Source organism: Kibdelosporangium philippinense, from assembly GCF_021390435.2.
Classification (GTDB): Bacteria; Actinomycetota; Actinomycetes; order Mycobacteriales; family Pseudonocardiaceae; genus Kibdelosporangium; species Kibdelosporangium philippinense.
In genome coordinates this window covers 3,445,702-3,469,131 of record NZ_JAJVCN010000001.1, presented here as the reverse complement: position 1 = coordinate 3,469,131, position 23,430 = coordinate 3,445,702, and the positions used below count along the sequence as shown (strand labels likewise).

Genomic DNA, 23,430 nt, shown 5'->3' with positions numbered 1-23,430 from the left:
TGCGTTCCTCATGTCTTGGGGTCGAGTGCGTCGCGCAATGCGTCGCCGAACAGGTTGAATCCCAGGCAGATCAACGCGATCGCCACACCGGGGAACACGCCAGGCCAGACCGTGCGGAACAGGTATTGCTGTGCGTCGGACAACATGATGCCAAGGCTTGGGTCCGGGGGCTGGATGCCAAGGCCGAGGAACGACAGGATCGCCTCGCCAAGCACCGCCGATGGCATGATGACCGTGGCCTGCACGATGATCGCGGACAAGGCGTTCGGCAGGATGTGCGTGCCGAGGATCCGGGTGGCGCTCGCGTCCATTGTGTGCGCTGCCAGGACGAAGTCGGATTCCTTGAGGCGCAACGTCTCCGCGCGCACCACGCGGATCATGGTCGGGATGTTGGCAATGCCAAGGGCGATGGCCGCGTTGCCGATCCCGCCGCCGTTGATCGCGGCAAGACCCACAGCCAGCACGAGGAACGGGAACGCCAGCATCACGTCCGCGATCCGCGACACCACAGCGTCCAGCCACCGCCAATACCCGGCCAGCAGCCCCAAAGGCACCCCAACGACCACCGCGAGCAGCACCGACAGCGCGCCAACCTCCAGTGACGCGCGTGTGCCGTAGAGCACGCGGGACAACACATCACGGCCGAGGTCGTCGGTTCCGAGTGCGAACCCGACCGTGAACGGCTGCTGGAACGGTGTCGTGAAATGGACCTGCGCTGGGGAGTAGGGCGCCAGCAACGGCGCGAACACCCCGGCGATGATCACGATCAGCAGCAAAACGCCGCCGACGACGCCCAACGGGTTGTGCCACAGTTTTCGCAGCGTGCGGCCGCGTACGCGCTGCAGTTGGGTGGTCATGAGGCCCTCCCGGAGACGCGCATGCGGGGGTCGATGACCGTATAGAGGAAGTCGACCAGCAGGTTGATCACGATGTACGCGGCGGTGATCACCAACACGACCGCTTGGATGACCGGATAGTCCCTTGTGAACACCGAGTCCAGGGTGAGCTTGCCGATCCCTGGCAGGCTGAAGATCCGTTCGGTGACCACCGCCCCCGCGATCAGCCCGCCAAGCTGCAGGCCGACGATCGTGGTCACCACGATAAGGCTGTTACGCAGGCCGATCCGGAAGATCACGGTGCCGCGACCGAGTCCTTTGGCCCGTGCCGTGCGCACGAAGTCGGCGGTCAAGGTTTCGACCATCGAGGATCTGGTCTGTCGTTGCACCACGGCCGCGTGCGTCAGTCCGAGGATCAACGCGGGCAAGGTCAGGTAGTAGACCCCGCGCACCGGATGCTCGAACGGCGACACGTACCCGGATGCGGGAAACCAGCCAAGCTGCACGGAAAGATAAAGCACGGCAAGGATTCCGAGCCAGAACGTGGGCACGGACAAGGCGAACAGCGAGAACCCGTTGGCTGTCCACTCTGGCCAGCGGCCACGATATACGGCGGCGGCCACTCCCGCGGCAAGGCCGAGCAGCATCGCGATGAGCATGGCGTAGATCGCGAGCTGGATGGTCACCGGCAAGGTCGCGCCGAGCATCTCGCTGACCGGGGTTCTGGTCCGGACCGACTCGCCGAAGTCGCCGCTCAACGCGTTGCCCGCGAACTTGAAGTACTGCGACACAAGGGATTCGTCCAGGCCGAGCTCGGCGCGCACCGCGGCGACAGTCGCCGGGTCGGCTTCCTCACCGGCCATCGCCAATGCCGGATCGCCTGGCAGGGCACGGACTCCGATGAAAACGATCACCGACGCGAGCACCAGGGTGAGCGCGGACTGCCAGAGCCGGTGCAACAGGTGGCGGGCCATCATCCCTCCTGACCTTCGACGAAGGCGGCCTTGCCGAGCCGGACGACACCGTCGGAGTAGACCTCGATGCCAGCGACACTTCTGCTGTGCACGGTCAGATTGCGCAGCCGATACGTGTACACGATCGGGTTCTGTTGCTGGATGATGCCGATCGCTTTGCCGTACAACTCGGACCGTTGTGCGACGTCGTTTGTCCGGGAAGCCTGGGCCAGCAGGTCGTCGAATTCTTTCGAGGAGAAGCCACCGTAGTTCGCCGCGGCGCCGGTCACCAGGAACCGGGTCATGTTGCCGTCCGGGTCGATTCGTCCGGACCAGCCCAGTTGCAGCAGCTCGAAATCGCCGCGTTTCTGCACGTCCAGCAGCGTGGAATATTCGACAGGGACCAGCCGCACGTCGAACCCGCCTTCCGCGGCGCTGGCCTGCAGCGCCTGTGCGAACCTCAGCTGGTCCTGGGTGTTGGTGACCTGAAGGTTCACGGTCAGCGGGATCGGCACTCCGGCTTCGGCCAGTAGCCGTCGTGACCTGGCTGGATCGAACTTCTGGCAGGTGTTGCTCGCCGCTGAGGCGTACGGGCTTTGCGGGGCGATGGGGGAGCACGCAGGCTCGAACCAGTTGTTGAACACCGTGTTGACGAGCGTTCTGCGGTCCACCGTGAGCACGAAGGCTTCCCGCACGCGCGGGTCCCGGCCTAGCGGTGTGTCGATCGGCTTTGGTGGCTTGCCCGCGCCGTCCACGTTGCCCGTGTTGATCGTGACGGCTTGGTAGCCAAGGGATCCTGACTGCAGCACGCGCAGCGAGCTGTCCTTGGCCAGTGCATCCACGTCCTGGGGCGAGATGGTGTCCGCGACCTGCACATCCCCAGAGCGCAGGTTCGCGGCACGACTGTTGGTGTCCGGCATGATCCGGTAGACGATCTTGTCGAAGTGGACCTTGGCCGCGTCGTAGTACCGGGGGTCACGCGTGACCTCGATCGAGGTCTGCGGGATGCGCCGGACGAACTTGAACGGCCCGACACAGACCGGCGCTTCGCCGAAGCTGTCGCCCTTGGCTTGCAAGGCCGCTGGGGACATGATCATCCCGGCGCGGTCCGCGAGTGCCGCTGTGATCGGCGCGAACGGGCGCTTGTAGCGGATCACGACCGTGTCCTGGCTTGTCGCCGCGATGCTTTCGATCGGACCCATTTCGCTGGCGCGCTGCGAGGTTTTCAGCGTGAGATGCCGTTGCAGGCTCGTTGTCACCGCGTTGGCGTCGAACGATGTGCCGTCGGCGAAGGTGATTCCGGTGCGGACGGGGAACGTCACGGTCCGGCCGTCCTCTGAGATCGTCGGGAGCGCGGTGGCGAGCTGGGGGACGACTTGGCCTTTCGCGTCAAGGTCGTAGAGCTTCTCGCAGATCGTGCTCATCACGTAGCGCGTGTACAGCGAGCTCGATGTCGTCGGGTCGAGCTTGTCGGGTTCGTTGGACAGGCCCATCACCAGCTCGCCGCCCTCGCGGACCCGTTGGGCGCCAATGGGTACGCCGAAGTTGTCGGTACGCTCACCGCTCGATGTGACCGCCTGGATCGGCACACAGGCGGCCAGTGTGGCGGCGGCTGTCGCGATCACCAGCGCGCGTGGGGTTCGCATGGCCAGTAACCTACGACACCTATTCGCTATTTTGCATTTCGAAACAGTTAAAATGTTTCGGTCGAAAAATGGCGCGGAAAATAGCGGTCCGGTGGTCGGACCGCTATTTTCCTACCCGTGCGGCACTATCGCCCTGCGGCGTAGCCCTGCATGCCGCGCGGGTTGGCCCCAGCGGAGAGCACGCCCGTTTCCGGGTCACGCGCCACGGCGCACAATCTGCCCTCCGACCAGGGTTCGCCCACGGTCACCTGATGGCCTCGGTTTTTCAGACCGCCGATCACGTCATCGCCGATACGCGATTCGACCGTCACACTTCCCGGGATCGTCTCGCGTGGATAGAAGGAGCTGGGGAAACTGCTGGTATGCCAGTTTGGTGCGTCGATAGCGCCTTGCAGGTCATTTCCGGCGATGGCGACGGCAAGGAAGAAATGCAGGCTCCATTGGTCTTGTTGATCGCCTCCTGGCGTGCCGAATGCCATGACCGGTGTCCCGTCCCGGAGGGCCAACGATGGCGACAGCGTGGTTCGCGGGCGCCGTCCGGGGGTGAGTGAGTTGGGTAGTCCGGGTTCGAGCCAGGCCATTTGCAGCCTGGTGCCCAATGGGAAACCGAGGCTTGGGATGACCGGGTTGGATTGCAGCCAGCCGCCGCTTGGCGTGGCCGCGATCATGTTGCCCCACTTGTCGACTACGTCGATATGGCATGTGTCGCCGCGCGTCTGGCCGTTCTTGGCGACGGTCGGTTCTCCGGCGCCTGCGGCTTTCGGGACGTCGTGCAGGGTGCCGTCGATGAGCAGTTTCGGCAGTCTCGGCGCGCGCCCACCGGGGCTTCCTGGCCTCAGGTCGAACGACGCGGTGTCGCCGATTGTGCGGGATTCGTTGTATTCCTTGGCGAGTAGGGCTCCGGCTTCGATCGGCGTGCTGTCGCCGTACCATGCTTCCCGGTCGGCCATCGCGAGTTTCGTGCCCTCGACGAGGGTGTGGACATAGTCCGGTGTGCCGTGCTCGAGCTCGGTTGGCAGCAGGGCGAGTTGCTGGAGGAAGACCGGGCCTTGGCTCCAGAGGCCTGGTTTCGCGATTGTCCAGCCGTTCCAGTCGTAGGTGACTGGGTCTTCGTAGCTGGCTTCGAAGGTGTCGTTCTGGGTCAGGGTGCCGACGTGTCGTTCGCCTGAGGTGTCCATTGTGGGCTGTGCGGCCGCTTCGGCGAGCGCTTCGGCGATGAATCCGTCGCGCCAGATCTGCCGTGCCTTGTCGATCTCGGCTTCCCTGGTTGGGCCGGTGGCTTGGCCGATGAGCCGTAGCCAGGTGCTGGCCAGTGCGGGATTTTTCAGCAGTGCGCCGGGTTTCGGTGGCTTGCCGTCTTTCAGGTACAGCTCGGCGGAGCTGGTCCATTCGGTTTCGAACAGCTCTTGGACCGTTTCGACCGTCGTGCCGATCCGTTCGACCGCCGGGTGTCCGTTTTCGGCGTAACCGATGGCGTATTTCAGCACCTCGGCCATTCGCTTTGTGCCGTGGTCCCTGAGCAGGAGCATCCACGCGTCGAACGCTCCGGGAACGGCGGACGCGAGCGGGCCCGTGCCTGGGACGAGGGCAAGGCCCAGCGAGGTGTAGTGGTCGATCGTGGCCTTTTCGGGGGCGTGGCCTTGTCCACAGAGGACCTGCGGCCGTCCTCCCCGGGGAACGAGGATGATCGGGACCTCGCCCGCGGGTCCGTTGAGGTGTGGTTCGACCACGTGAAGGACGAAGGCCGCGGCGACCGCCGCGTCGAACGCGTTGCCGTCGTCCTCCAGCACCGCCATGGCTGTTGCCGAGGCGAGCCAGTGGGTGGAGGACACCATGCCGAATGTGCCCTGCAAGGTGGGCCGGGTGGTGAACATCGGGTCCTTTCGCCTGCCGTTCTGGCAGTACACACCCCGGCCGGGTGAGATGTCCAAGACATCTAAGACACCATTCCGATAGCGTCTTGCTATGGAACGCCGCCAGCTCGAATACTTCGTCGCCATCGTCGAACATGGCGGTTTCACTCACGCTGCCCGTGCTCTGCGTGTGGCCCAACCGTCCCTGTCACGCGCGATCACCAAGCTTGAACATGAGCTTGGGGTGTCGCTGTTTCACCGGGTGGGGCGCAATGTGGTGTTGAGTAGCGCTGGGGAGATGCTTGCCGATCGGGCGCGGCTTGTGCTTCGTGACCTGGACGCGATGCGGGCTGCGGCGCGGTCTATTGGCGAGGGTGCTGTTGGCCGGGTTGACGTCGCGGCTACGTCGTCGTCGGCTTTGGAGCCGGTTACGAGCATCATTGCTGAGCTGCGGGCTCGTCATCCTGGCGTCGTGGTGAGTACTTCGTCCGCTTTGTCTGCGGCTGAGGTGATCGCCATGGTGCTGCAGGGACGGTGCGAGGTTGGCGTGTGCGGCCATGCCGAACGTCCCACTGGCCGTGGGCTCGTGGCTCATCATTTGCGGGACGAGGAGTTTTTGCTTGTTGTGCCACCGGGAACGCTTTCTCCTGGGCCGACCGTGACTCCTGCGCAGTTGCGCGGGATGCAGTTTGTCGTGACGCAGCCTGCGACTGCTGTTCGCGCGCTGTTCGACCGGCTCGCTGCCACCGTTGGGGATATGACGATCGCGGCTGAGGTTGGTGACCGGAGTGTCGTGCTTCCTATGGTGTTGAAGGGAATTGGCGCCGGGTTGATGCCTGATGGGTGGGCCGATCTCGCGGTGCGTGCTGGGGCTTCGGTGTACCGGTTTTCGCCGCCGGAACGTCTTCCGCAATGGCTGGTGTATCGGCGCGGGCAGTTGACTGCTGCGACTCAGGCATTCGTTGACACCACTTTGCGCGCTTGACGGGCATTATGGGTGTTATGGACGTGCTGACTGAGCGAGATCACTTACTTGTGGCCTTCGATGGGCCCATCGCGCAGCTGCCTGTTCTGTCTTCTCCCGCTTCCCGTCTGCGGGTGCTGATCGCCGATGCGCCGTTGCCGCGGAAGGTTCGTCGCACGGATGACCCGTTCATCGTCCTCTCGCATGCGGCGACAATTGGTCCAGCCACCGCGCGGGCGGTTTATGCCCAGCTATGCCGGATCGAGCACTCGCTCGTGAGCGCCGCTGGGGTCACGCCGGGCGTTCATGATGCGTTGGCTGTGGCCGTCGCGGCGGGTACCCGGGTGACTGTGGTGACCAGTTTGGACGTTTCGGCGGTTCGTGCTTTCCTTGTGTTGCATGGGTTGGAGCAGTACGTGCACCAGGTCGCCGGACGCTCCGGGCCTGATCGTGCGATCTTGCCGCCCGCGCCGGACCTCATCACCTTGGCCGCAGGTACCCGCCCTGTGGAATCGTGCGTCTTCATCGGCAGTACGGATGTGGATCTCGCCGCTGCCCAGGCCGCTGGGGTCGACACCGTCCGCCAGCACGCTGTTGTTTTGCCTCCCGTGCCCGAAACCCCACCGAACCCTTGGCTTGCGGCACTCGATGGCGACGGTGTCACAAAACCTGGGGCCATCCGGTCCTAAGGTTCATGGGCAACGTTATTTCGCGGGCGGCCACTGCCTGCGCACTGACCGCCTCGGTGCTGACTGGGACCGCGGTTGGGGCTTCAGCGACTCCTGGTTCGGGTGTCAGCGCCAAGGAACTGTTCAAGTTCACCGTCGATGGCACTGACTACATCGGCAAAGAGATCACTATTCAGCCTGGTGGAAGCACGGGTTGGCACTACCACGACGGTCCACTGTACGCAGTGATCGTCGCGGGCACTCTCACTCACTATGACGACTCGTGTGCGGTCGACGGTGTGTATCCCAAGGGGGCGCCGGTTTACGAGCCGCCGGGTGCTGACGCGGTGCACATCGGCAAGAACCTTGGTCCGGAGCCGACCGCGCTGAAGGTCCTCTACGTATTGCCTACGGGGAGCCCGCCGTCTGAGGACGCGCCCGCGCCGGTCTGTGCCAGCTGATTCCTTCTCGTGTCACAAAACTCTGTGCGCGGCGTCAATGACGAAGGGTTGGCGGTCGCGGACGTAGACGCCTTATGCCGACGCGGTTGTCGAGGAAGCCTTCGTCTTTGAAGGTTTTGAGCGCGTGTTGGATGATGGCGTGGGCCGCGTCGTATCGCTCGACCAGTTGCGCGGTGGACGGCAGTTGAGTGCCTGGAGGGAGTTCGCCGCGCATGATGAGGTCGCGCAGTTCCGCGGCGATCAGCTGGTGCCGCGGCCGGTTGTCATGTGCGCGAGGCAGAGCCGACTCCGGGTGCGCTCGTTGAGGTGGTCATGGTGTCAGCTCGTAGCGCAGCCGCCGCCCGTCGGCCACCATCGTCATGACGCTGGCTTCGACCGGCAGTTGGTTGTTGGTCATGAGGGTGCGGGAGAGCAGCAGCACGCAGGACGGACCATCCAACTGCAGCGCGGTCTGTTCCTCTGGTGTCGCCAGGCGGGCGCTGATGTCCTCGCGCACGTGGCGAGGCGGGTAGCCGAGTTCCGCCAGGAATGCGACGGCGCCGCCGCGGATTTTGCGATGTTCGGCGAGTGCAGTGTCTCGGGCGATGGTCGCCGGATAGTACGAGTCCACGAGCTCGACCGGGTGCTCGTTGAATAGCATGAGACGGCGCCGCACGACAACCGGCTCCCGAGCGGCCAGGCTCAGCACGTCGGCGATCATCGCGGATGCTTCGACCTCGTCGACGCTTAGCAGCTTCTGGGTTCCCTTGCCTCCGTGCTCGGCAGCCTCAGCGCCCCATGCGTCACTGGGGCGTGCGGTCACGTAGGGCATTGACACACTTGTCCACGGACCGGCGGAGGTCATTGCTCTGCTCCTCGTGCTCGTGGGGCTGCGCTGTGGATGTCGACCTTAGTTGAAAGGCAGTAAGCCTGGGGACGAGACGATGACCGCTGTCGCAGTGGATCGACTGACAGGCCGTTCGTTGGCGACGGGAGAGTTGTTCGCGCGGTTGACCCAGCGGGTTGCCATGGAGGAGGGATACGAACCGGCTTTGGTAGTCCGCGTGGTGGACCAAGCATTGGCCATCGCGTTGCATTGGACTGTCGAGGCCAGTGCTGCACACGGACTTGCAGTCATTGAACATCCTGATGGCCCCGCACGCCCGCGTGGTCGACTGGGCGTGGGCGCGTCTGGGAGCGTCCTGGATGGCGATGCTGCCGCCGTACAACGAGCATCTGGTGCGCGACTACGGCTTCATGAACCTCGGAATGACCCTGTTTTTCATCGTCGCCGCGATCACGCTGACTCCGACCATGGTCCGCGTCAGCGCAGGGGCGTTGTTCGTGTTCGGCCTGCCACACATGGTGTTCCACATCCTTCGGATGGATCACATGAGTGCTGCTGACGCGACCATGCTGACCATCACCAACTTGGTTACGACCGTCGTCCTTCCCGCGGTGGTTTTCGCGATGGCCATGAAACCTCGTGAAACCGCGGTGAAACCGCCGCAAACCGTCCGCCCCGCATCCTCGTAGCCACGAACTACGAAAGGAGGGGCGATGAGCGGAGCGGCGATCGTGGCCAGTGGGCTGCGTAAGTCGTTCGGTGACAAGGTCGTGCTCGACGGGATCGACCTGGACATCGCCGAGGGGTCGATTTTCTCCCTGCTCGGGCCCAATGGTGCCGGGAAGACCACGACCGTGCACATACTCTCCACCTTGATCCGGCCGGATGGCGGCCAGGTGCGCATCGCTGGGCATGACTTGGCGAACGCGCCCGATGACGTGCGGGCGTCGATCGGGGTCACTGGCCAGTTCTCGGCAGTCGACACGCTGCTCACCGGGACCGAGAACCTTGTTCTCATGGCCGGGTTGCACCGGCTTGGGCGGGAAGCGGGCAGGCGACGGGCCGAGGAACTGCTGGCGCAGTTCGACTTGACCGAAGCTGCCAGCAAGATGGCCAGCACGTATTCCGGTGGGATGCGGCGACGGCTCGACCTGGCGATGACGCTGGTCGGCAAGCCGAGGGTGATCTTTCTCGATGAGCCGACCACCGGGTTGGATCCACGCAGCAGGCGGACAATGTGGCAGCGGATCCGGGAATTGGCCGCTGATGGGGTCACGATCTTCCTCACCACTCAGTACCTGGAGGAGGCGGATCAGCTCGCGGACCGGATCGCCGTGCTCGATCAGGGCACGTTGGTCGCACAGGGCACTCCTGACGAGCTCAAACGGCGGGTTCCGGGCGGACACGTCCGGTTGCGGTTCGCGGATGTGCCGAGTCTGGATGCCGCAGGGCGGTTGCTCGGCAGGGTTTCGCGGGATGACGAGGGGCTCGCGTTGCAGGTGCCGAGTGATGGTGGGGTGCGGGTGTTGCGGCAGGTGCTTGACCGGCTTGATGCCGCCGGGGTTGAGGTTGAGGAGCTGTCCGTGCACACGCCGGATCTCGATGACGTCTTCTTCGCACTCACCGGGCACAAGCAGCAGGAGGTTGTCCGATGATCGACTCGACCCTCATGCTCGGGCGCAACCTTCGGCACACGATGCGCAATCCGACCACGCTGTTCGGGTCGCTGATGGTACCGATCCTGCTGTTGCTGATCTTCGTCTACATCTTCGGTGGCGCCTTCAGTGTCGGCGTCGACTACATCGACTACATCGCTCCCGGCATCCTCATGCTCACCATGGGATACGGCGTTTCGTCGACGGCGATCGGTGTGGCCAACGACATGACGGCCGGGATCATCGCGCGGTTTCGGACGATGGCCATCAGCCGGACCGCGGTGCTTACCGGGCATGTGGTGGGCAGCGTGATTCGCACGGTGGTGTCCGTCACGGTGGTCGTCTGCGTCATGCTGCTGATGGGGTTTCGGCCGAACGCGGGCTTTGTGGAGTGGCTTGGGGCGGCGGGGTTGGTTCTCCTCGTCGCCTTGGCGATGACGTGGTTGACTGTCGCGTTTGGACTTGCCGCCAAGACTCCCGAAGGGGCGAGCTTTGCTACGTTTCCCTTGGTGTTCCTTCCGTTCGTCAGCAGTGCTTTCGCGCCAACGCGGACGATGCCAAATGGCGTGCGGTGGTTCACCGACAACCAGCCGTTCACGCCGGTCATCGAGACTTTGCGTGGATTGCTCACCGGGACGCCGATCGGCAACAGTGGGGTTTTCGCGGTTGGGTGGTGTGTGGTGATGGCCGTGGGTGGTTACTTCTGGGCGCGTGCGCTGTTCAACCGCGATCCTGTGCGATAGCGGCAAGGGCTGCTGCTGGTAGCGAGTGAGTGTCCAGTTTGGCGTACGTCGCCTGCGCCTCGGCGTACGCCTGCTGGTCTGCTTGTTCGGCCGCCGCGCGGGCACGGGCAGGCGCCAGGGTCGGCTGGAATCCGTGCGAGAACTGGAAAGCCTCGGCCAAGGCGGTCATTCGGGCGCCCTCTCGCGGCCGTCCCGAGTTGATGAGGACTGTGGCGATCGCAAGCAACACCGTTCCGTAGCAAGGGAAATTCGGCGGGGACGGGCGGTTGGTGAGAATGTCTGTCAGGACTTCTCGAAGAATTTGCGCGGTGTCTTGGACCACGGCGAGGCGGCCGTGTTGGGCGTGCGCGGTGAGGCTGGCCGCGTGCGTCTCCAGCCACCAGGCTTCCTGGATGGACCGCTCGATGCCGAGCACCAGGTCGTCGGTTGTGCTCATCCGGTCGACCACTCGCCGCCATGAGCGCAGGCCAGCGTCGATCTGACCACGAGCCAGCATCAGTTCGCTGCGGATGGCCAAGCCGACCACATCATGCCCGCCCAGCAAGGCGACTTCCTCGACCAAGCGCTCGGCCGTGTCGAGGTCGCCCGTCTGGAGACTGGCCATGGTCAGCGCCCAGGTGCCACGGATGGCGCCTGCGGTCGTCATCATGTCGCCGAGCAACGACAACGCCGTGGCCAGGTGTCGTTGCGCCCGCGCACCTTGATCAGCCTTCAGATACAGCTCACCGACGCGGGAGTGGGCCATGGCCGTCATCAGCGGACCGGGTATTGCCTTGGCCACGGTCAACGTCCGCTCGGACATGGCCAGCGCACCGGCCATATCGCCGCTCACCTGACGGAGAAACGTCACGGTCAAGCACGCCATGACCGCCAGCATCGGTTCATCGCGGTCGCACAGTGATGACGGATCATCGGTGCGCACGATCTCTTGGATGGCGCCAGCGAATGTCCGCGGCGAGCCCGATGGCAGGCGGCGCAACGTGACCGTCGATCGAGTCGCATGTGGACCGCTGATGATGAAGGCGTACAGGGCGGACACGGCCGCTGCCATCCGGACGATGCCGACGTGCGCCGGTTGCGGCCGGGCGTGGGACAGGATCCATTCGGACTGGGTGATCAGCCACGCGAGCCGGGCGAAGTTGGACTCCACGAGCCACAACATGCCGAGAGTCGATGTGGTCGCCGCCACGGTCACGCTGTCGTGCAGGTCGAGCGCGTGCCGCAGGGCCAGCTGGAGATTGTCCTGTTCCGCGCGCAGCATGTTGGCCAGCGGTGCGGGGTGGGTTTCGAACAGCGCTTCGTGGTGCGCGATCCCGAAATCACGCGCCCATTCGACGAAACGCCTGGTCACCTTCTCGACTTCGCCGGGCTCCATGCGCGCGGTGCTGAACTCGCGCACTGTCTCCAGCATCCGGTACCGCGTGCCTGACGGCGTGTCGGTGACTTTGAGCAGGGATTGCTGGGTCAGCTGGGTGAGCACGTCCAGCACGTCTCCGGCTTCGAGCATGTGCTGCGCGGCGTCGGCGGTGAACCCGTCGGGGAAGATCGACAACGCCCGCATCGCGGCTTGGCATCCGGCATCGAGCAGGTTCCAGCTCCAGTCGATCACGGCCTGCAGCGTGCGGTGGCGTTCGGGCGCGTCCCTGGCACCACTGCGCAGCAACGCGAAGCGGTCTGCCAACCGTGCCGCGATGTCGGCAATGGACATCACCGGCACCCGCGCCGCGGCCAGTTCCAGTGCGAGCGGCAACCCGTCCAGCTTGCGGCAGATGTCTTCGACAGCGGCCGGGTTCAGGTCCACAGTGGAGCGTGCGGCCTTCGCGCGGTTGACGAACAACTCCATGCTCGCCCGCAGGCTGAGCTCTGGCAACAAGTACACCGACTCAGAGGAGATACCGAGCGGCGCGCGGCTCGTGGTGAGCACGCTCAGGTCCGCGCGCATCGCGACCAGCGCTTGGACGAGCTCGGCGACGCCGTGGACGACGTGTTCGCAGTTGTCGAGCACCAGCAGGGTCGGGCCGTTGCCGACAGCGGTGGCGATGCCGCTGACCGCCTCGGACGCCTTCCCGCCGACACCCAGGGCTGACGAGACCGCGCCGATAACCTCCTCATCGGCGGCGACGCCCGCCAACGCCACGAGGTAGACGGCCTGCTGCGTGACCTGGCGGCTGACGGCGTAGGCGAGGCGTGTCTTGCCAAGCCCGCCGGGGCCAACGATCGAAGTGACCCGTGAGCTGGAGATCATGCTGGTCACGGCGGCGATGTCGGCGTCACGGCCGACCATGGGATTGGGGTCGGCCGGGACAGTCGCGCGGACCGGCAGGGACCCGTGCAGCAGCTGCTGGTGCATGTCCTGCAGGCCGTGGCCTGGGTCGGTGCCCAGCTCGTCGCGCAGGGAACGCCGGTAGGACTCGTATCTCGTTATCGCCGCCGATGGCCCGGCTGTCGCCGATTCAGAGCGCAGCAACTCCAGGAGCACTTCTTCGTCACGAGGCCGCTCGCGGAACACCTCGATGAGCGGCTCGACGGCGTCCGCGTGACGCCCCAGCCGTGACAGCGCCATCGCGCGCATCCGGACCAGGGAACGGTATGTGCTCACCCGTTCGGCACGCAGCATCGACAGCGGATCCACCAGGTCGTCACTCGGCTCGGCGCCGTCCCAACACGCGAGGCCCGCTTCAGCGTGCGTCAGGGCCGCGGCGTGGTCGCCTTCGCGGTAGCACTGGGCGCTCGCGGAGGCGCTGAGCAGTACGGCCGAGGTGTCGACCTGGTCTTCGTTCAGCGACAGCCGGTAGCCGGTCGGTGTGCTCACGATCAGGTCGCTGCCCAGTTGCGAGCGGGCGCGTGAGACGAGGATCTGCAGCGCCTTGGCTGGCTTCTCCGGCTGCTGGTCCGGCCAGAGCTCGTTGACCAGGCGCGCCGCGCTGCACCCGGTCCGCAGGTCGCCCGCGAGCGCGGCGAACAGGTTACGCATCCGTGGGCCGGTGATCTCTTTGCCGCAGTAGGACACTCGCGACAACAGGATCAGATCGACGGCCACTGGGTAAGGGTAGTTCGAGGCGCGTCAATCCGGAGCGTGATCGTGTCAAGATGGTGTATGGGCGCGTCACCCAGTGGTTCAGGCGGGTGTTAGCTGAAGTGTGACTCTAGTTCGTACTGCGTTGATTACTGGCGCGACTGATGGCATCGGCTACGAAACCGCTCGTCTGCTCGCTGCGGAAGGTTGTGCGGTCATCGTCCATGCCCGTTCCGACGAACGTGGCGAAGCCGCGTTGCGGCGCTTGGTGAAGGACGGCGTGAACCCCGCGCGGCTGGATCTGGCGGTCGCCGACTTCGCCAGGTTCACCGAGGTCGCGACGATGGCGCACCTCATCGCCGACGCGCATCCCCAGATCGACATCCTGGTGAACAACGCCTCCACCGCGGGCGACCACAAACGCGTGCTGACCGAGGACGGCCACGAGCGCACCTTCCAGGTGAACTACCTGTCCCACTATCTGTTGACGACGATGCTGGAACGGTGCCTTGCCAACGCCAGGATCGTCAACGTGTCGTCCACTGTGCACCGCGGCTCGAACATCCACTGGCTCGACCTCAACAGGAACAGCCGCTACACGCGTGGGGCCGCGTACGCCCAGTCGAAGCTGGCGATGGCCATGTTCGCCAACGCGCTTCCGGAATTCGGTCCGGTCGGCGTCAAGGCGGTGAGTGTCCACCCCGGACTGGGCAGGCCGAGCGATGACGCCGCGATCGTCGCGCGCCTGTGCTCGATGCGCGTGATCAATGGCGGCTACTACGACGAGCATCTTCGTCTCGCGCCGACGTCCGCCGAAGTGCAGGACCGGCGCTCGGTCGAACGGCTGTGGGATGTCAGTTCCCAACTGACCGGAATGGGGTCGGCTCTCGTGTAGACGAATCGTCAATCCGTCGTCAACATCGCGGGGTCAGCATTCGTCTCAGGCAGGCGTCGTCGGGTGGCGCCGCGTCGATCGATGGAGACGAACAATGACAGACATGCCACGGCGTACGTTCATCGGCACGTCGGCGGCCGCGGTCGCGGCGGTGTCGCTGTCCGGACATGCCGAAGCAGCCACGGAATCCAGTACGGCGATCCGGCCGTTCAAGGTCGCCGTTCCGCAGGGACAACTCAACGACTTGCGCCGCAGGCTCGCTGCGACGCGGTGGCCGGGCAGCCAAACCGTGTCCGATCAGTCCCAAGGTGTCCAGCTCGCGAAGCTGAAAGCGCTGGTCGACCACTGGACCACCAAGTACGACTGGCGCCGGTTCGAGGCGAGGCTGAACTCGTTCCCCCAGTTCAAAACCCGGATCGACGGGCTGGATATCCACTTCCTGCACGTCCGGTCCCAGCATCGGGACGCGTTGCCGCTGATCATCACGCACGGATGGCCGGGGTCCGTCGCTGAGCTGCTCAAGGTGATCGGGCCACTGAGTGACCCGACCGCCCACGGCGGTAAGGCCGAGGATGCCTTCCACCTGGTGATTCCGTCGATGCCTGGCTACGGGTTCTCCGAAATCCCGACCAAACCTGGCTGGGGTCCTGACCGGACCGCGCGGGCGTGGCAGGAGTTGATGCGGCGCCTCGGTTACGAGCAGTACGTGTCGCAGGGCGGTGACTGGGGTGCGGTGATCTCCGACAAGCTCGCGGCCCAGAAACCGGCTGGGCTGCTCGGGATCCACATCAACATGCCCGCGACCGTCCCGCCGGACATCGCCAAGATCCTCAATGATGGGGAACCGGCCCCGAAAAACCTCAAACCGGACGAGAAGCGGGCCTTCGACGCGCTGGATGAGTTCTATCGCAAGAACACCGGCTATTCCGCGATGATGGTCACGCGTCCGCAGACTGTCGGTTATGGACTGATCGACTCGCCAGTGGGCTTGGCCGCGTGGATGTACGACAAGTTCGCGCAGTGGACCTACAGCGGCGGTGAACCGGAGCGCTCGCTCACCCGGGACGAGATGCTCGACGACATCACGCTCTACTGGCTCACCGGCACCGCGATCTCGTCGGCTCAGTTGTACTGGGAGAACAACGCGAACAACTTCAACGCGGTGGACATCGACATTCCCGCTGGCATCACGGTGTTCCCCGGCGAGATCTATCGCGCGCCGCGCAGTTGGGCCGAACGCGCTTACCACAAGCTCATTTACTTCAACGAGGTGGACAAGGGCGGTCACTTCGCCGCGTGGGAGGAACCCGAGCTGTTCAGCCGGGAGATCCGCGCCGCGTTCCGTCCACTTCGGAGGAAGTGAGCCGGTGGCCCGGCACCGCGGGAGCGATGCCGGGCCACGGTGGTCACGAGCTGAACAGCTGCTGTACGTCCTCGGCAGTCAGCACACGGTCGTAGATCTTGGCGTCATCAATCCAACCGTTGAAGTAGCTCCACTTGTTCGCCGCGTCCCTGGCCGCACCGAACTGGGCGTTCGGCCGCATCTTCGCGTAACCGCCTTGGTCGGTCGGGGCCACCGGGCCCTGCGCGACTTGCTGGCCGTCGATGTACAGGGTGCTGGTGTAGACCGGTTCGTCCGGTTTGGACGCAACCGGGGTGGGGTTTCGCTTGGGTTGCGCCGTCACCACGATGTGGTGCCATCCGCCGTCCAGCAGGCTCGCGCCTGACTTGGGACGACCGGTGAGCGACACCGACACGACCTGGGTTCGTACCGAGCCGTCCGGCAGGATCGAGATCGTCTCGTTGTACGGACGCTCGGCAACACCGGACATCAACCAGTGATCGACCATCTTGGTCGGATACGGGCCGCGTTGGTCGCCGAGGACCGGGCCACCCTTGGTCGTTTTGACCCAGACCGCGATGCTGGCCGGAGCGAAGGTCGTCATGGTGCTCGGCACTGTCACCCGTGACGTGGTGCCGTCAAAGGCAATCGCGCCGCCACCGTTCCGGCCGCCTTGTGGTTGCCATGTTGTACCTGCGGCGGTGGCTTCTTTGCCGTGGTCACTGGCATCCGCCGCAGTGGTTCCGCTTGCCTCGTCGAACTTCCAGTGCGCCAAGGGACCTGACGGTACTGGCTTCGTTGCCAGGGCCTGGACGTCCGAAGCGGACAGTTCTTTGCGGTACATCCGGACGTCGTCAAGCGAACCGGTGTAAGAGAAATACCCGCCAGGAGTCGACGGCCAGGTGCCACCGGTTCGCGTCGTGTATCCCTTGCCCAGCACGGTGAAGCCCAGGCCGCCGGTGACCCGTCCACAGGGGATGGTGCCGACCGGTTTCCCGTCGATATACAGCGTCTGGCCGGTCTTGGTTGCCACCAGTGCCGCGTGGTGCCACTTCCCGTCGTTGACGGCAGCCGGTGAAACTACTTGCGGCGTAGCACATCCAGCGGCCGTCAGCGCTCCGCCACGCAGCTTGCCATCCTGGCCGACGTAGAGCGCAGGTGCGGAGGCGGTTGGTGGCGGCCCGGCCTCGCGCGCCCAAGCGTTCTGGTACGCGACGAGAACGCCGGATGCCTTGGTGTTGAACCACGTTCCAACACTCAATGCCGGATTGTCCGGATTGTCGGCCATGGTGTCCGGTTTCGCGCCTCGGCTCTCCTGGCCGAAGTTCACCGCGTTCTGGCCCGTGAACGCCAGGCTTCCGGCGTGCACGCCGTCGGCGTCGATGCTGCCGGCCGGACGCCACCAGTTGGGTTGTTCCGGAGCCTTCTCATACAGGCCCCAATGGCCGCCGCCCGAGCTGTCGGTGACGTACTCCGCCTTTGTGCGGCCCGCGTCGAGCCGCCACCAGCCGATCAAGTCGTTCGTGGTTGCCGTGCCTGCCCAGTCGAACGCGCCGAGGGTGGAACCGGTCGCCGGGTCGCTGCCCGAGCGTTGCGTGCTGGCGACGTTGCTGAACGCGTAACGCTGATTGGTTCCGTACCAGTTGTCCTGTGAGTAGGCGTAATGGACTCCGTTGCTGCGCTTGAACGCGGTCAGTGACTGGCCACGGTCAAACCATCCAGGCGCGATTGCCGGCAAGGGGGAGAAGGCACGGGCGATCGGCAGACCGTCCCATGTGTGCATGGAAACCCGCTGGCCTTCACCGGAGTTGCCGCCAGTGTAGAAGAAACCGGCGCCGTCGACGGCGAGGCCGGTGACGGAGTCCCGCAGCAGGTGCAGAGGGCCGTCAAGGCGGGCTCGTCCGCTGATCGTCGTCTGCTGGCCACCGGGCTTGAGGTCGATGATCCGGACCGCGTTGCCGCCCGCGTTGGCGATCGGGTTGAACTCGTCGGTGTCCACTGTGGTGTACAGCCGGTTGTTCGTGACGTCGTACGCGGTCTGCTGGGAAGCTCCACTGGAGACCCGGTCCCGAGGTCGATGTCGTAGGAAGTCTGGTCCGGCACAGTGAAGTCGGCGATTCGGTACACCGGGTCGCCCTGCGCGTCGAAGCTGTTGACCTTCAGGCGGCCGACACCCGAGTGGTGTGCGGTGTCGTATGTGGCCGCGTTCGCGAACCAGATCGTACCCGTGCTGTCCACCGAAACCGACGGGTTGCCGACGATGTAACCCTTGTTGTTGGTGGGATCGGCGACGTCACCTGGCGTCGCGTCGTTGTCGAGGACGCCGTTTCCGTTGGTGTCGTTGGTGATCGTCAGGTGCTTGTTCTTGGTTTCGATCTCGGTACGCGGCCCGGGGTCGGGGATGTGCTTGCGGATCTGGGCGATCCGTTTCATGCCGCGACCAGGACCTTCGGTGTTCAGCCGGTAGACGATGACGCCGCCATAGGCGAACGTTCCTGGCTGCAGGTCCCCGCAGTTCTGGTTGTTCGGCACGGTACAGCGGGGGTTGACGAACACGTACAGGTACTCGTTGCCGTTGATCTTGCGTAGTACAGAGGTCGAGGCGGTGTACTCGGACTTGAGGTCGTCTGTCGGCTTCCAGTTCGCCGTCAGGTCCCATGTGTATCCGTGGGCGGCGTTCGGCTTCGTGAAGTCTACTGTGTACTCGTAGCTCTGGCTTGTCATCCGGTCTTCGCCGGCGAGCACGTCCACATCGGGCTGCGGGTTGTTGTTGCTCTGCAGACGTTCCTCTTTGGCGGTAGCCGTTGCCGTGTCGTAGAACAGAGTGCGGCTGTTCCAGTAGTCGACCACGGCAAGGGTTTTGCCGTCCGGGGAGACCGCGATGGCGGCGTCACCGCCGGGCACTGCCGAGGCGGTGTCGTACTTCCAGCCGAACGTGGTGTCACTGACTTTGCCAGCACCGGCCATGTTCGAGAACGACCACGCGGGCAGTACCTGCAATGGGATGCCCAAAGCGAGGTTGTACCGCTTGATGTTGCCAGTGCCTATTTCGGACACGTACAGAATGGACTTACCGCCGGACCGGTCCCATGCCAGACCATAGGGGCGATCCAGTTGCGTGATGCTGTTGGTCTGTTTGAGGTTCTTGGCCGTGGCATCGTAGGTGTAATGCCGGACTTCGTTGCCGGTCACGACCCAGAACCGCCCGGCACCGTCGGTCACGATCCCACGTGGATCGGTGAGCGGCATCGTGCTCTGGCCGCCAAGGATCGGCGCTGGCGCGCCGGTTTCCTTGTCGTACACGCGAAGCTGGTTGTTGATGGCGTCGGAGACCCAGAGGTGCGTCGCGTCCACGGCGAGACCGGTGACCACCTGGTCGCCCGACTTCCATCCCGCCTTCAACTCGATGGGTTTGCCGCTCCAGTTCACGGTCCGGCCGGTGTCGGCCGCGTGCCGATAGATCTGGTAGAAGTGATTGGAGTTGTTGGAGCCATTGCCCCAGCCCGCGTTGTAGACGTACTTGTCGTCGGCCGTGACGGCGTGGCCTCGTTGGTCCCATCCGGTGGCAGCAAGCCACTTCTGCTTGCCCGTCGCGATGTCCGCAGGCGAGTACCGGCGGACGTGGTTGGCGGTTTCCTCGTACCTCGACACGGTGTAGAGGTCGCCTTCGGGTCCGTACGCGACGGCCGTGGCATTGCCGGGATTCTCGGTGAAGTCCAAGGATTCGCCCTCGACCGGCTTGCCGTTGTCACCGGCACTGCCGTCGTACGAGCCGACGGCGCCGGTGGTCGCGGCGCGCCAGTTGTACTTGCCTTTGGGGACGTCGTAGCCTTCGTCGTGCTTCCCGTCCCATTTGAGCTGTACGGTACCGGATCTGGGCGCGAGGTCGTAGAGATGGCGGACGAGTTGGCCCCGTTCGTCGTAGATCGCGGCCGACAATCGGGAGTTCGTCCCCATTTGGACGGTCCCGATGACGCGGCCGTCCGCGACAGCAGGGGCGGCAACCACGACCGGGGCCACGGCGGTCAACACCGTGATCCCGAGAACGGTCGCCCGTTTGAATGCGTAGCGCATGGGTTCATACTTGGACCACGCGCCGACCATGTCGACGATCTACCCCTTAGAGGGCATCTGATCTTAGTTAGGCAAGAATGTCTGCTTTGGGTGGATCGTTTCGCCAGGTTTGGGTGGATTCCCCGGTCAGGGTGCGGCTCATTATGTTAGTCATCGCCCAGTGGACCATCGTGCGCGACCGCTGGGGCAGGGCTTCGTAGTCGCGCGCGAGTCGGCGGTGTTGCATCAGCCAGCCCAGACTGCGCTCCACTACCCACCGCCGGGGCAACACGTGGAATCCCTTGGCAGAAGGGCGTTTGACGACCTCAACCCGGATACCCCGCTGGGCTCCATGACGGATGACTGTGTTGTTGTAGCCACCGTCCACCCATGCCGCCGACACGGTCGGATGCGCAGCGGCGAGATGATCGAGAACCTGTTGCCCGCCAGCGGAATCCTGCACCGACGCCGCGGTCACGATTACCGCCAGCAGCAGGCCGAGCACATCGGTGGCGATGTGCCGTTTGCGGCCCTTGATCTTCTTGCCCGCGTCGATACCCTGACTGGATTCGCTGACATTGCAGGAGGTTTTCACGCTCTGCGAGTCGATGATCGCCGCCGTCGGGGCAGCAGCGCGGCCTTTCGCGACGCGGACTTGGTCACGCAACAGGTCATGCAGCGTTTCCGTTGTGCCATCGGCTTCCCACTTGGCGTAGTAGTCATAAACCGTCTTGCAGGGCGGGAAGTCGTGCGGCAGATACTCCCAGGCGATCCCGGTCCGGCACACGTACAGGATCGCGTTCACGATCTCCCGCAAGTCATGCACGCGCATCACGGTTCCCGGCCCACGCCGGGCAGCACGCCACGCCGTCAGCGTTGGCTCGATCAACGCCCAGCGAGTATCGGACAAGTCGCTGCGGTACGCACGCCGGGACCCCACAAGTTGATCAAGGTATCAGCCGTCACCCGACACAGACATATCGCCCCAACCAAGATCAGATGCCCTCTTAGGGTGCCCGGTGGTCGCGCCGCCCGGCCCGAGCGGCCCTACTTACGGCCGAGCGAGCGCATGAACTCGGCAAGGAAGTCCCGTGTCGCGGGCGATCCCCAGATCTCGGTCACCCCGGGATCGTCCTGTTCCCGCAACGTCTCGATGCGTTGCACGGCAGGCTGTTGCAGCTGCTTCTTGCTCAGCGCATAGACATCCGCGGGAACAGCGGCAAGTTTCCGCGCATGCTTGAGTGCCGTGGACATCAGCTCTTCGGGGATGACGGCCTGATCAACCAGCCCGATACTGACCGCCTCGGCTAGGCCGATTGTCTTGGCTGTCAGCACAAGCGATGAGACTGCGGCGCACGCGTACCGCATGATCTCCAATGGCACGGTCGGAAAGGGCACTCCGGCGCCCAGTTCGGTCAGCCCGATCGTGCCGCCCGACATCAGCGTCACGTCGGCGGCCGCGCCGAGCACGCATCCACCGGCCAACGCGTGCCCGTTGACCGCCGCGACAGTCGGTTTCGGGTGCGTGAACCACGCGAAGGCAGCCGTGCTGAGCGCCGGGAGGAATTCCTGGACGTAGCCCGCGCCGCCGTCGATCACCCGCTTGAGGTCCACACCTGCGGAGAAGCAGCGGCCTTCGCCGGTCAGCACCACCGCTCGGGCATCGGCCACGCGGGCCAATGCGGTGGGCAGCTCGGTGAGAATCTCCAGGTCAAGCGCGTTCACCGGGCCGTGGTTGAGCGACAGGATCGCTACGCCGTCGTGGTCAGTCACCTCGATCATTGCTTCATCCTGGCGTACGCGGCCGCATACTGATCACCATGACTTCCCGGCATCCTCGTCTCGAGATCGAGTACTGCACGCAATGCCGCTGGCTACTGCGTGCGGGGTGGACCGCACAGGAACTGCTGACCACCTTCACCGTCGAGCTCGGCGAGGTCGCGCTGATCCCCGGGACAGGCGGGGTCTTCGACGTCCGGCTGGACGGTGACCTGCTCTGGTCGCGCAAGCAGCAGGGCGGGTTCCCGGATCTCGCCGAGCTCAAGCGGCTGGTCCGGGACAGGATCGCCCCCGGCAGGAGCCTCGGGCACACGGATCGGCGCGTTGAGAGCGATCACACCGGCGACGATGAGGACAAGGCTGACGGTCATCGGGCCGTCCGGGATCTCACCGAACAAGGGGATCGCTAGGATCGCAGTCAGCCCAGGGCTCAAGGCGCCGAGAGTTGCCGCGGTCGCTGATCCGATGCGCCGTACAGCGAAGGAGTAGCAAAGGGTCGACAGCACACCGACCGCGATACCCTGGATGAGTCCAAAAGTGACGATGTCGTGCAGGGTTGCGTTGCCGCGCAGGATGTTGCTGTCGAGCAGACTTGCGGCGATCGCGAAAGGCATGGAAATCCCAGAGATCAGCACGGCGACCTCGACGGGTTCCAGGTCGAGGCGTCGCAAGGCGACGGTGTAGGCGCTCCACAATGCGCCTGCGGCGAGCAGGAACGCGACGCCGCCAGCCGGGGCGCCATTGGGTCCAAAGAGGAGAGTCACGGCCACGCCCGTGATGATCAACCCGAGAGCCGCGATTTTGGCTTTGCTGAGGCGTTTCCTCGCGAAGATGCTGACGAACAGTGGGACAGTCCCTGGGATCACCAATCCGACGAGCGGTGCCGTGGTCATGGCGCCGCCTGCCTCGGAGACAAGCAGGTGAGGCAGGCCTGCGCCGAGTGCGATCACGGGGAGCGCGGGCAGGGGAGCGGTGCGGCATTTGCGGATGGTCCGCGGCAGCCACGGCAGCAGAACGAGGGCGGGGATCGTGAACCTCAGCACGGCCAGGTCGCCCTGCGTCAGGGACGAGGACGCGACTCCTCGGATGCTGAGGGCGAAGGCCGCCCACACCGTGACTGTGACCAACATTGCCGCCAGTCCGATCCGTGACTTCATGCTGGCAGGGTATGTAATTCGGGCTGGCAAATGATTGCTAGTTCTGCCTCGACAGACGCCTGGATTGGCAGATTCTGCTAAGAATGGATCGTGGACGACATCGACCTGAAGATCCTCACGCACCTGCAGACCGACGGACGGCTGACCAACCAGGAGCTGGCGGACCGGGTCGGGCTGTCGCCATCTCCATGCCTGCGCCGGGTCCGGCAGTTGGAGCGGGACGGCGTCATCACCGGGTATACGGCGAATGTGGACCCGCCTTCGGTCGGGCTCACGATCACCGCGTTCGTCCGGATCCGGCTCGAATCCCACTCGGCGGACGTGGTGGATGAGGTCGAGCAGCGGTTTCGCGAGATCGACAACATCGTCGAGGTGTACCTGATGGCAGGCGACGCCGACTACCTGCTCAGGGTCGTCGTCGACAGTTTTCCCGGGTACGAGGACCTGCTGCGCACCAAGATCCGGACGATCCCCTCGCTCGCGTCGATCGACACGTCCTTCGCGTTCGGCACGCCGAAGCTGCGATCGCCACTGCCGCTGAAGGGCAAGCGTCGCTAGGGTCGCGCCATGGATTCGAGCGTTT

General features: G+C 64.8%; 21 protein-coding genes and 1 pseudogene. 10 read left to right on the top strand and 12 right to left on the bottom strand.

Annotation, left to right across the window (positions count from 1 at the left end; genetic code table 11):
• Window positions 1-8 precede the first annotated feature (8 nt).
• The 4 genes from LWC34_RS16030 to LWC34_RS16015 all read right to left on the bottom strand — a co-directional run bounded on the left by LWC34_RS16030 (window position 9) and on the right by LWC34_RS16015 (window position 5,309).
• Complete coding sequence (locus LWC34_RS16030; protein WP_233725859.1) at window positions 9-857, bottom strand: ABC transporter permease; 849 nt, start codon at window positions 855-857, stop codon at window positions 9-11.
• Window positions 854-1,810, bottom strand: coding sequence for an ABC transporter permease (locus LWC34_RS16025; protein ID WP_233725858.1), 957 nt, complete (start codon window positions 1,808-1,810; stop codon window positions 854-856). The genes LWC34_RS16030 and LWC34_RS16025 overlap by 4 nt, the downstream gene beginning before the upstream one ends.
• Window positions 1,810-3,435: an ABC transporter substrate-binding protein gene (locus tag LWC34_RS16020; protein WP_233725857.1), complete on the bottom strand. Its 1,626-nt coding sequence runs from the start codon at window positions 3,433-3,435 to the stop codon at window positions 1,810-1,812. The genes LWC34_RS16025 and LWC34_RS16020 overlap by 1 nt, the downstream gene beginning before the upstream one ends.
• Window positions 3,436-3,560: 125 nt before the next feature.
• A complete protein-coding gene (locus LWC34_RS16015) occupies window positions 3,561-5,309 on the bottom strand; it encodes a gamma-glutamyltransferase family protein (RefSeq protein ID WP_233726452.1) in 1,749 nt (582 codons plus the stop codon).
• A gap of 91 nt (window positions 5,310-5,400) precedes the next feature.
• On the opposite strand from LWC34_RS16015, the gene LWC34_RS16010 reads away from it, so the two are divergent.
• From LWC34_RS16010 to LWC34_RS16000, 3 genes are read left to right on the top strand one after another with little or no spacing between them, the layout of a single operon-like run.
• Complete coding sequence (locus LWC34_RS16010) at window positions 5,401-6,273, top strand: LysR family transcriptional regulator (protein WP_233725856.1); 873 nt, start codon at window positions 5,401-5,403, stop codon at window positions 6,271-6,273.
• Between the two features lie 17 nt (window positions 6,274-6,290).
• Entirely contained in the window at window positions 6,291-6,941 is a 651-nt protein-coding gene (locus LWC34_RS16005; RefSeq protein ID WP_233725855.1) for an HAD family hydrolase, read from the top strand.
• A 5-nt stretch (window positions 6,942-6,946) separates the two neighbouring features.
• Window positions 6,947-7,381 carry a cupin domain-containing protein gene (locus tag LWC34_RS16000; protein WP_233725854.1) on the top strand — a complete coding sequence of 145 codons (435 nt, stop codon included), beginning with the start codon at window positions 6,947-6,949 and terminating at the stop codon, window positions 7,379-7,381.
• A 34-nt stretch (window positions 7,382-7,415) separates the two neighbouring features.
• On the opposite strand, the gene LWC34_RS58815 is transcribed toward LWC34_RS16000, so the two are convergent.
• Window positions 7,416-7,595, bottom strand: a complete 180-nt coding sequence (locus LWC34_RS58815) for a GntR family transcriptional regulator (protein ID WP_372496499.1) — start codon at window positions 7,593-7,595, stop codon at window positions 7,416-7,418.
• A gap of 96 nt (window positions 7,596-7,691) precedes the next feature.
• Window positions 7,692-8,225 (bottom strand): GntR family transcriptional regulator, encoded by a 534-nt coding sequence (locus tag LWC34_RS15995; RefSeq protein WP_233725853.1) that lies wholly within the window; start codon window positions 8,223-8,225, stop codon window positions 7,692-7,694.
• Between the two features lie 248 nt (window positions 8,226-8,473).
• On the opposite strand from LWC34_RS15995, the gene LWC34_RS15990 reads away from it, so the two are divergent.
• From LWC34_RS15990 to LWC34_RS15980, 3 genes are read left to right on the top strand one after another with little or no spacing between them, the layout of a single operon-like run.
• The gene (locus LWC34_RS15990; protein ID WP_233725852.1) at window positions 8,474-8,896 is read left to right on the top strand and encodes a hypothetical protein; all 423 of its coding nucleotides are present in this window, start codon (window positions 8,474-8,476) and stop codon (window positions 8,894-8,896) included.
• 24 nt (window positions 8,897-8,920) lie between these two features.
• Window positions 8,921-9,862 carry an ATP-binding cassette domain-containing protein gene (locus tag LWC34_RS15985; protein ID WP_233725851.1) on the top strand — a complete coding sequence of 314 codons (942 nt, stop codon included), beginning with the start codon at window positions 8,921-8,923 and terminating at the stop codon, window positions 9,860-9,862.
• On the top strand, window positions 9,859-10,605 hold the full coding sequence (locus LWC34_RS15980) for an ABC transporter permease (protein WP_233725850.1): 747 nt from the start codon (window positions 9,859-9,861) through the stop codon (window positions 10,603-10,605). The genes LWC34_RS15985 and LWC34_RS15980 overlap by 4 nt, the downstream gene beginning before the upstream one ends.
• Here the strand turns inward: LWC34_RS15980 and LWC34_RS15975 are convergent.
• Window positions 10,583-13,645 carry an ATP-binding protein gene (locus tag LWC34_RS15975; protein WP_233725849.1) on the bottom strand — a complete coding sequence of 1,021 codons (3,063 nt, stop codon included), beginning with the start codon at window positions 13,643-13,645 and terminating at the stop codon, window positions 10,583-10,585. The two genes, LWC34_RS15980 and LWC34_RS15975, sit on opposite strands and share 23 nt — an antisense overlap.
• A 100-nt stretch (window positions 13,646-13,745) precedes the next feature.
• Between LWC34_RS15975 and LWC34_RS15970 the strand changes: the two genes are divergently transcribed.
• On the top strand, window positions 13,746-14,516 hold the full coding sequence (locus LWC34_RS15970) for an SDR family NAD(P)-dependent oxidoreductase (RefSeq protein ID WP_233725848.1): 771 nt from the start codon (window positions 13,746-13,748) through the stop codon (window positions 14,514-14,516).
• Window positions 14,517-14,610: 94 nt separating this feature from the next.
• Window positions 14,611-15,879 carry an epoxide hydrolase family protein gene (locus tag LWC34_RS15965; protein ID WP_233725847.1) on the top strand — a complete coding sequence of 423 codons (1,269 nt, stop codon included), beginning with the start codon at window positions 14,611-14,613 and terminating at the stop codon, window positions 15,877-15,879.
• A gap of 43 nt (window positions 15,880-15,922) precedes the next feature.
• Here LWC34_RS15965 and LWC34_RS15960 read toward each other — a convergent pair whose 3' ends face one another.
• From LWC34_RS15960 to LWC34_RS15945, 4 genes are all read right to left on the bottom strand, one after another.
• Window positions 15,923-17,641 (bottom strand): LamG domain-containing protein, encoded by a 1,719-nt coding sequence (locus LWC34_RS15960; RefSeq protein ID WP_233725846.1) that lies wholly within the window; start codon window positions 17,639-17,641, stop codon window positions 15,923-15,925.
• Window positions 17,551-19,932 carry a FlgD immunoglobulin-like domain containing protein gene (locus LWC34_RS15955; RefSeq protein ID WP_233725845.1) on the bottom strand — a complete coding sequence of 794 codons (2,382 nt, stop codon included), beginning with the start codon at window positions 19,930-19,932 and terminating at the stop codon, window positions 17,551-17,553. Before LWC34_RS15955 ends, LWC34_RS15960 begins: the two co-directional genes overlap by 91 nt.
• Window positions 19,933-19,999: 67 nt before the next feature.
• Window positions 20,000-20,851 carry an IS5 family transposase gene (locus LWC34_RS15950; protein ID WP_233723124.1) on the bottom strand — a complete coding sequence of 284 codons (852 nt, stop codon included), beginning with the start codon at window positions 20,849-20,851 and terminating at the stop codon, window positions 20,000-20,002.
• A 107-nt stretch (window positions 20,852-20,958) separates the two neighbouring features.
• Entirely contained in the window at window positions 20,959-21,693 is a 735-nt protein-coding gene (locus LWC34_RS15945; protein WP_233725844.1) for an enoyl-CoA hydratase/isomerase family protein, read from the bottom strand.
• Between the two features lie 38 nt (window positions 21,694-21,731).
• On the opposite strand from LWC34_RS15945, the gene LWC34_RS15940 reads away from it, so the two are divergent.
• On the top strand, window positions 21,732-22,100 hold the full coding sequence (locus LWC34_RS15940) for an Rdx family protein (RefSeq protein ID WP_233726451.1): 369 nt from the start codon (window positions 21,732-21,734) through the stop codon (window positions 22,098-22,100).
• On the opposite strand, the pseudogene LWC34_RS15935 reads toward LWC34_RS15940, so the two are convergent.
• A pseudogene (locus LWC34_RS15935) lies at window positions 22,029-22,583 on the bottom strand (EamA family transporter); the annotation flags it as partial. The gene LWC34_RS15940 and the pseudogene LWC34_RS15935 overlap by 72 nt on opposite strands.
• Window positions 22,584-22,937: 354 nt before the next feature.
• Between LWC34_RS15935 and LWC34_RS15930 the strand changes: the two are divergent.
• A complete protein-coding gene (locus LWC34_RS15930; protein WP_233725843.1) occupies window positions 22,938-23,405 on the top strand; it encodes an Lrp/AsnC family transcriptional regulator in 468 nt (155 codons plus the stop codon).
• Window positions 23,406-23,430 lie beyond the last annotated feature (25 nt).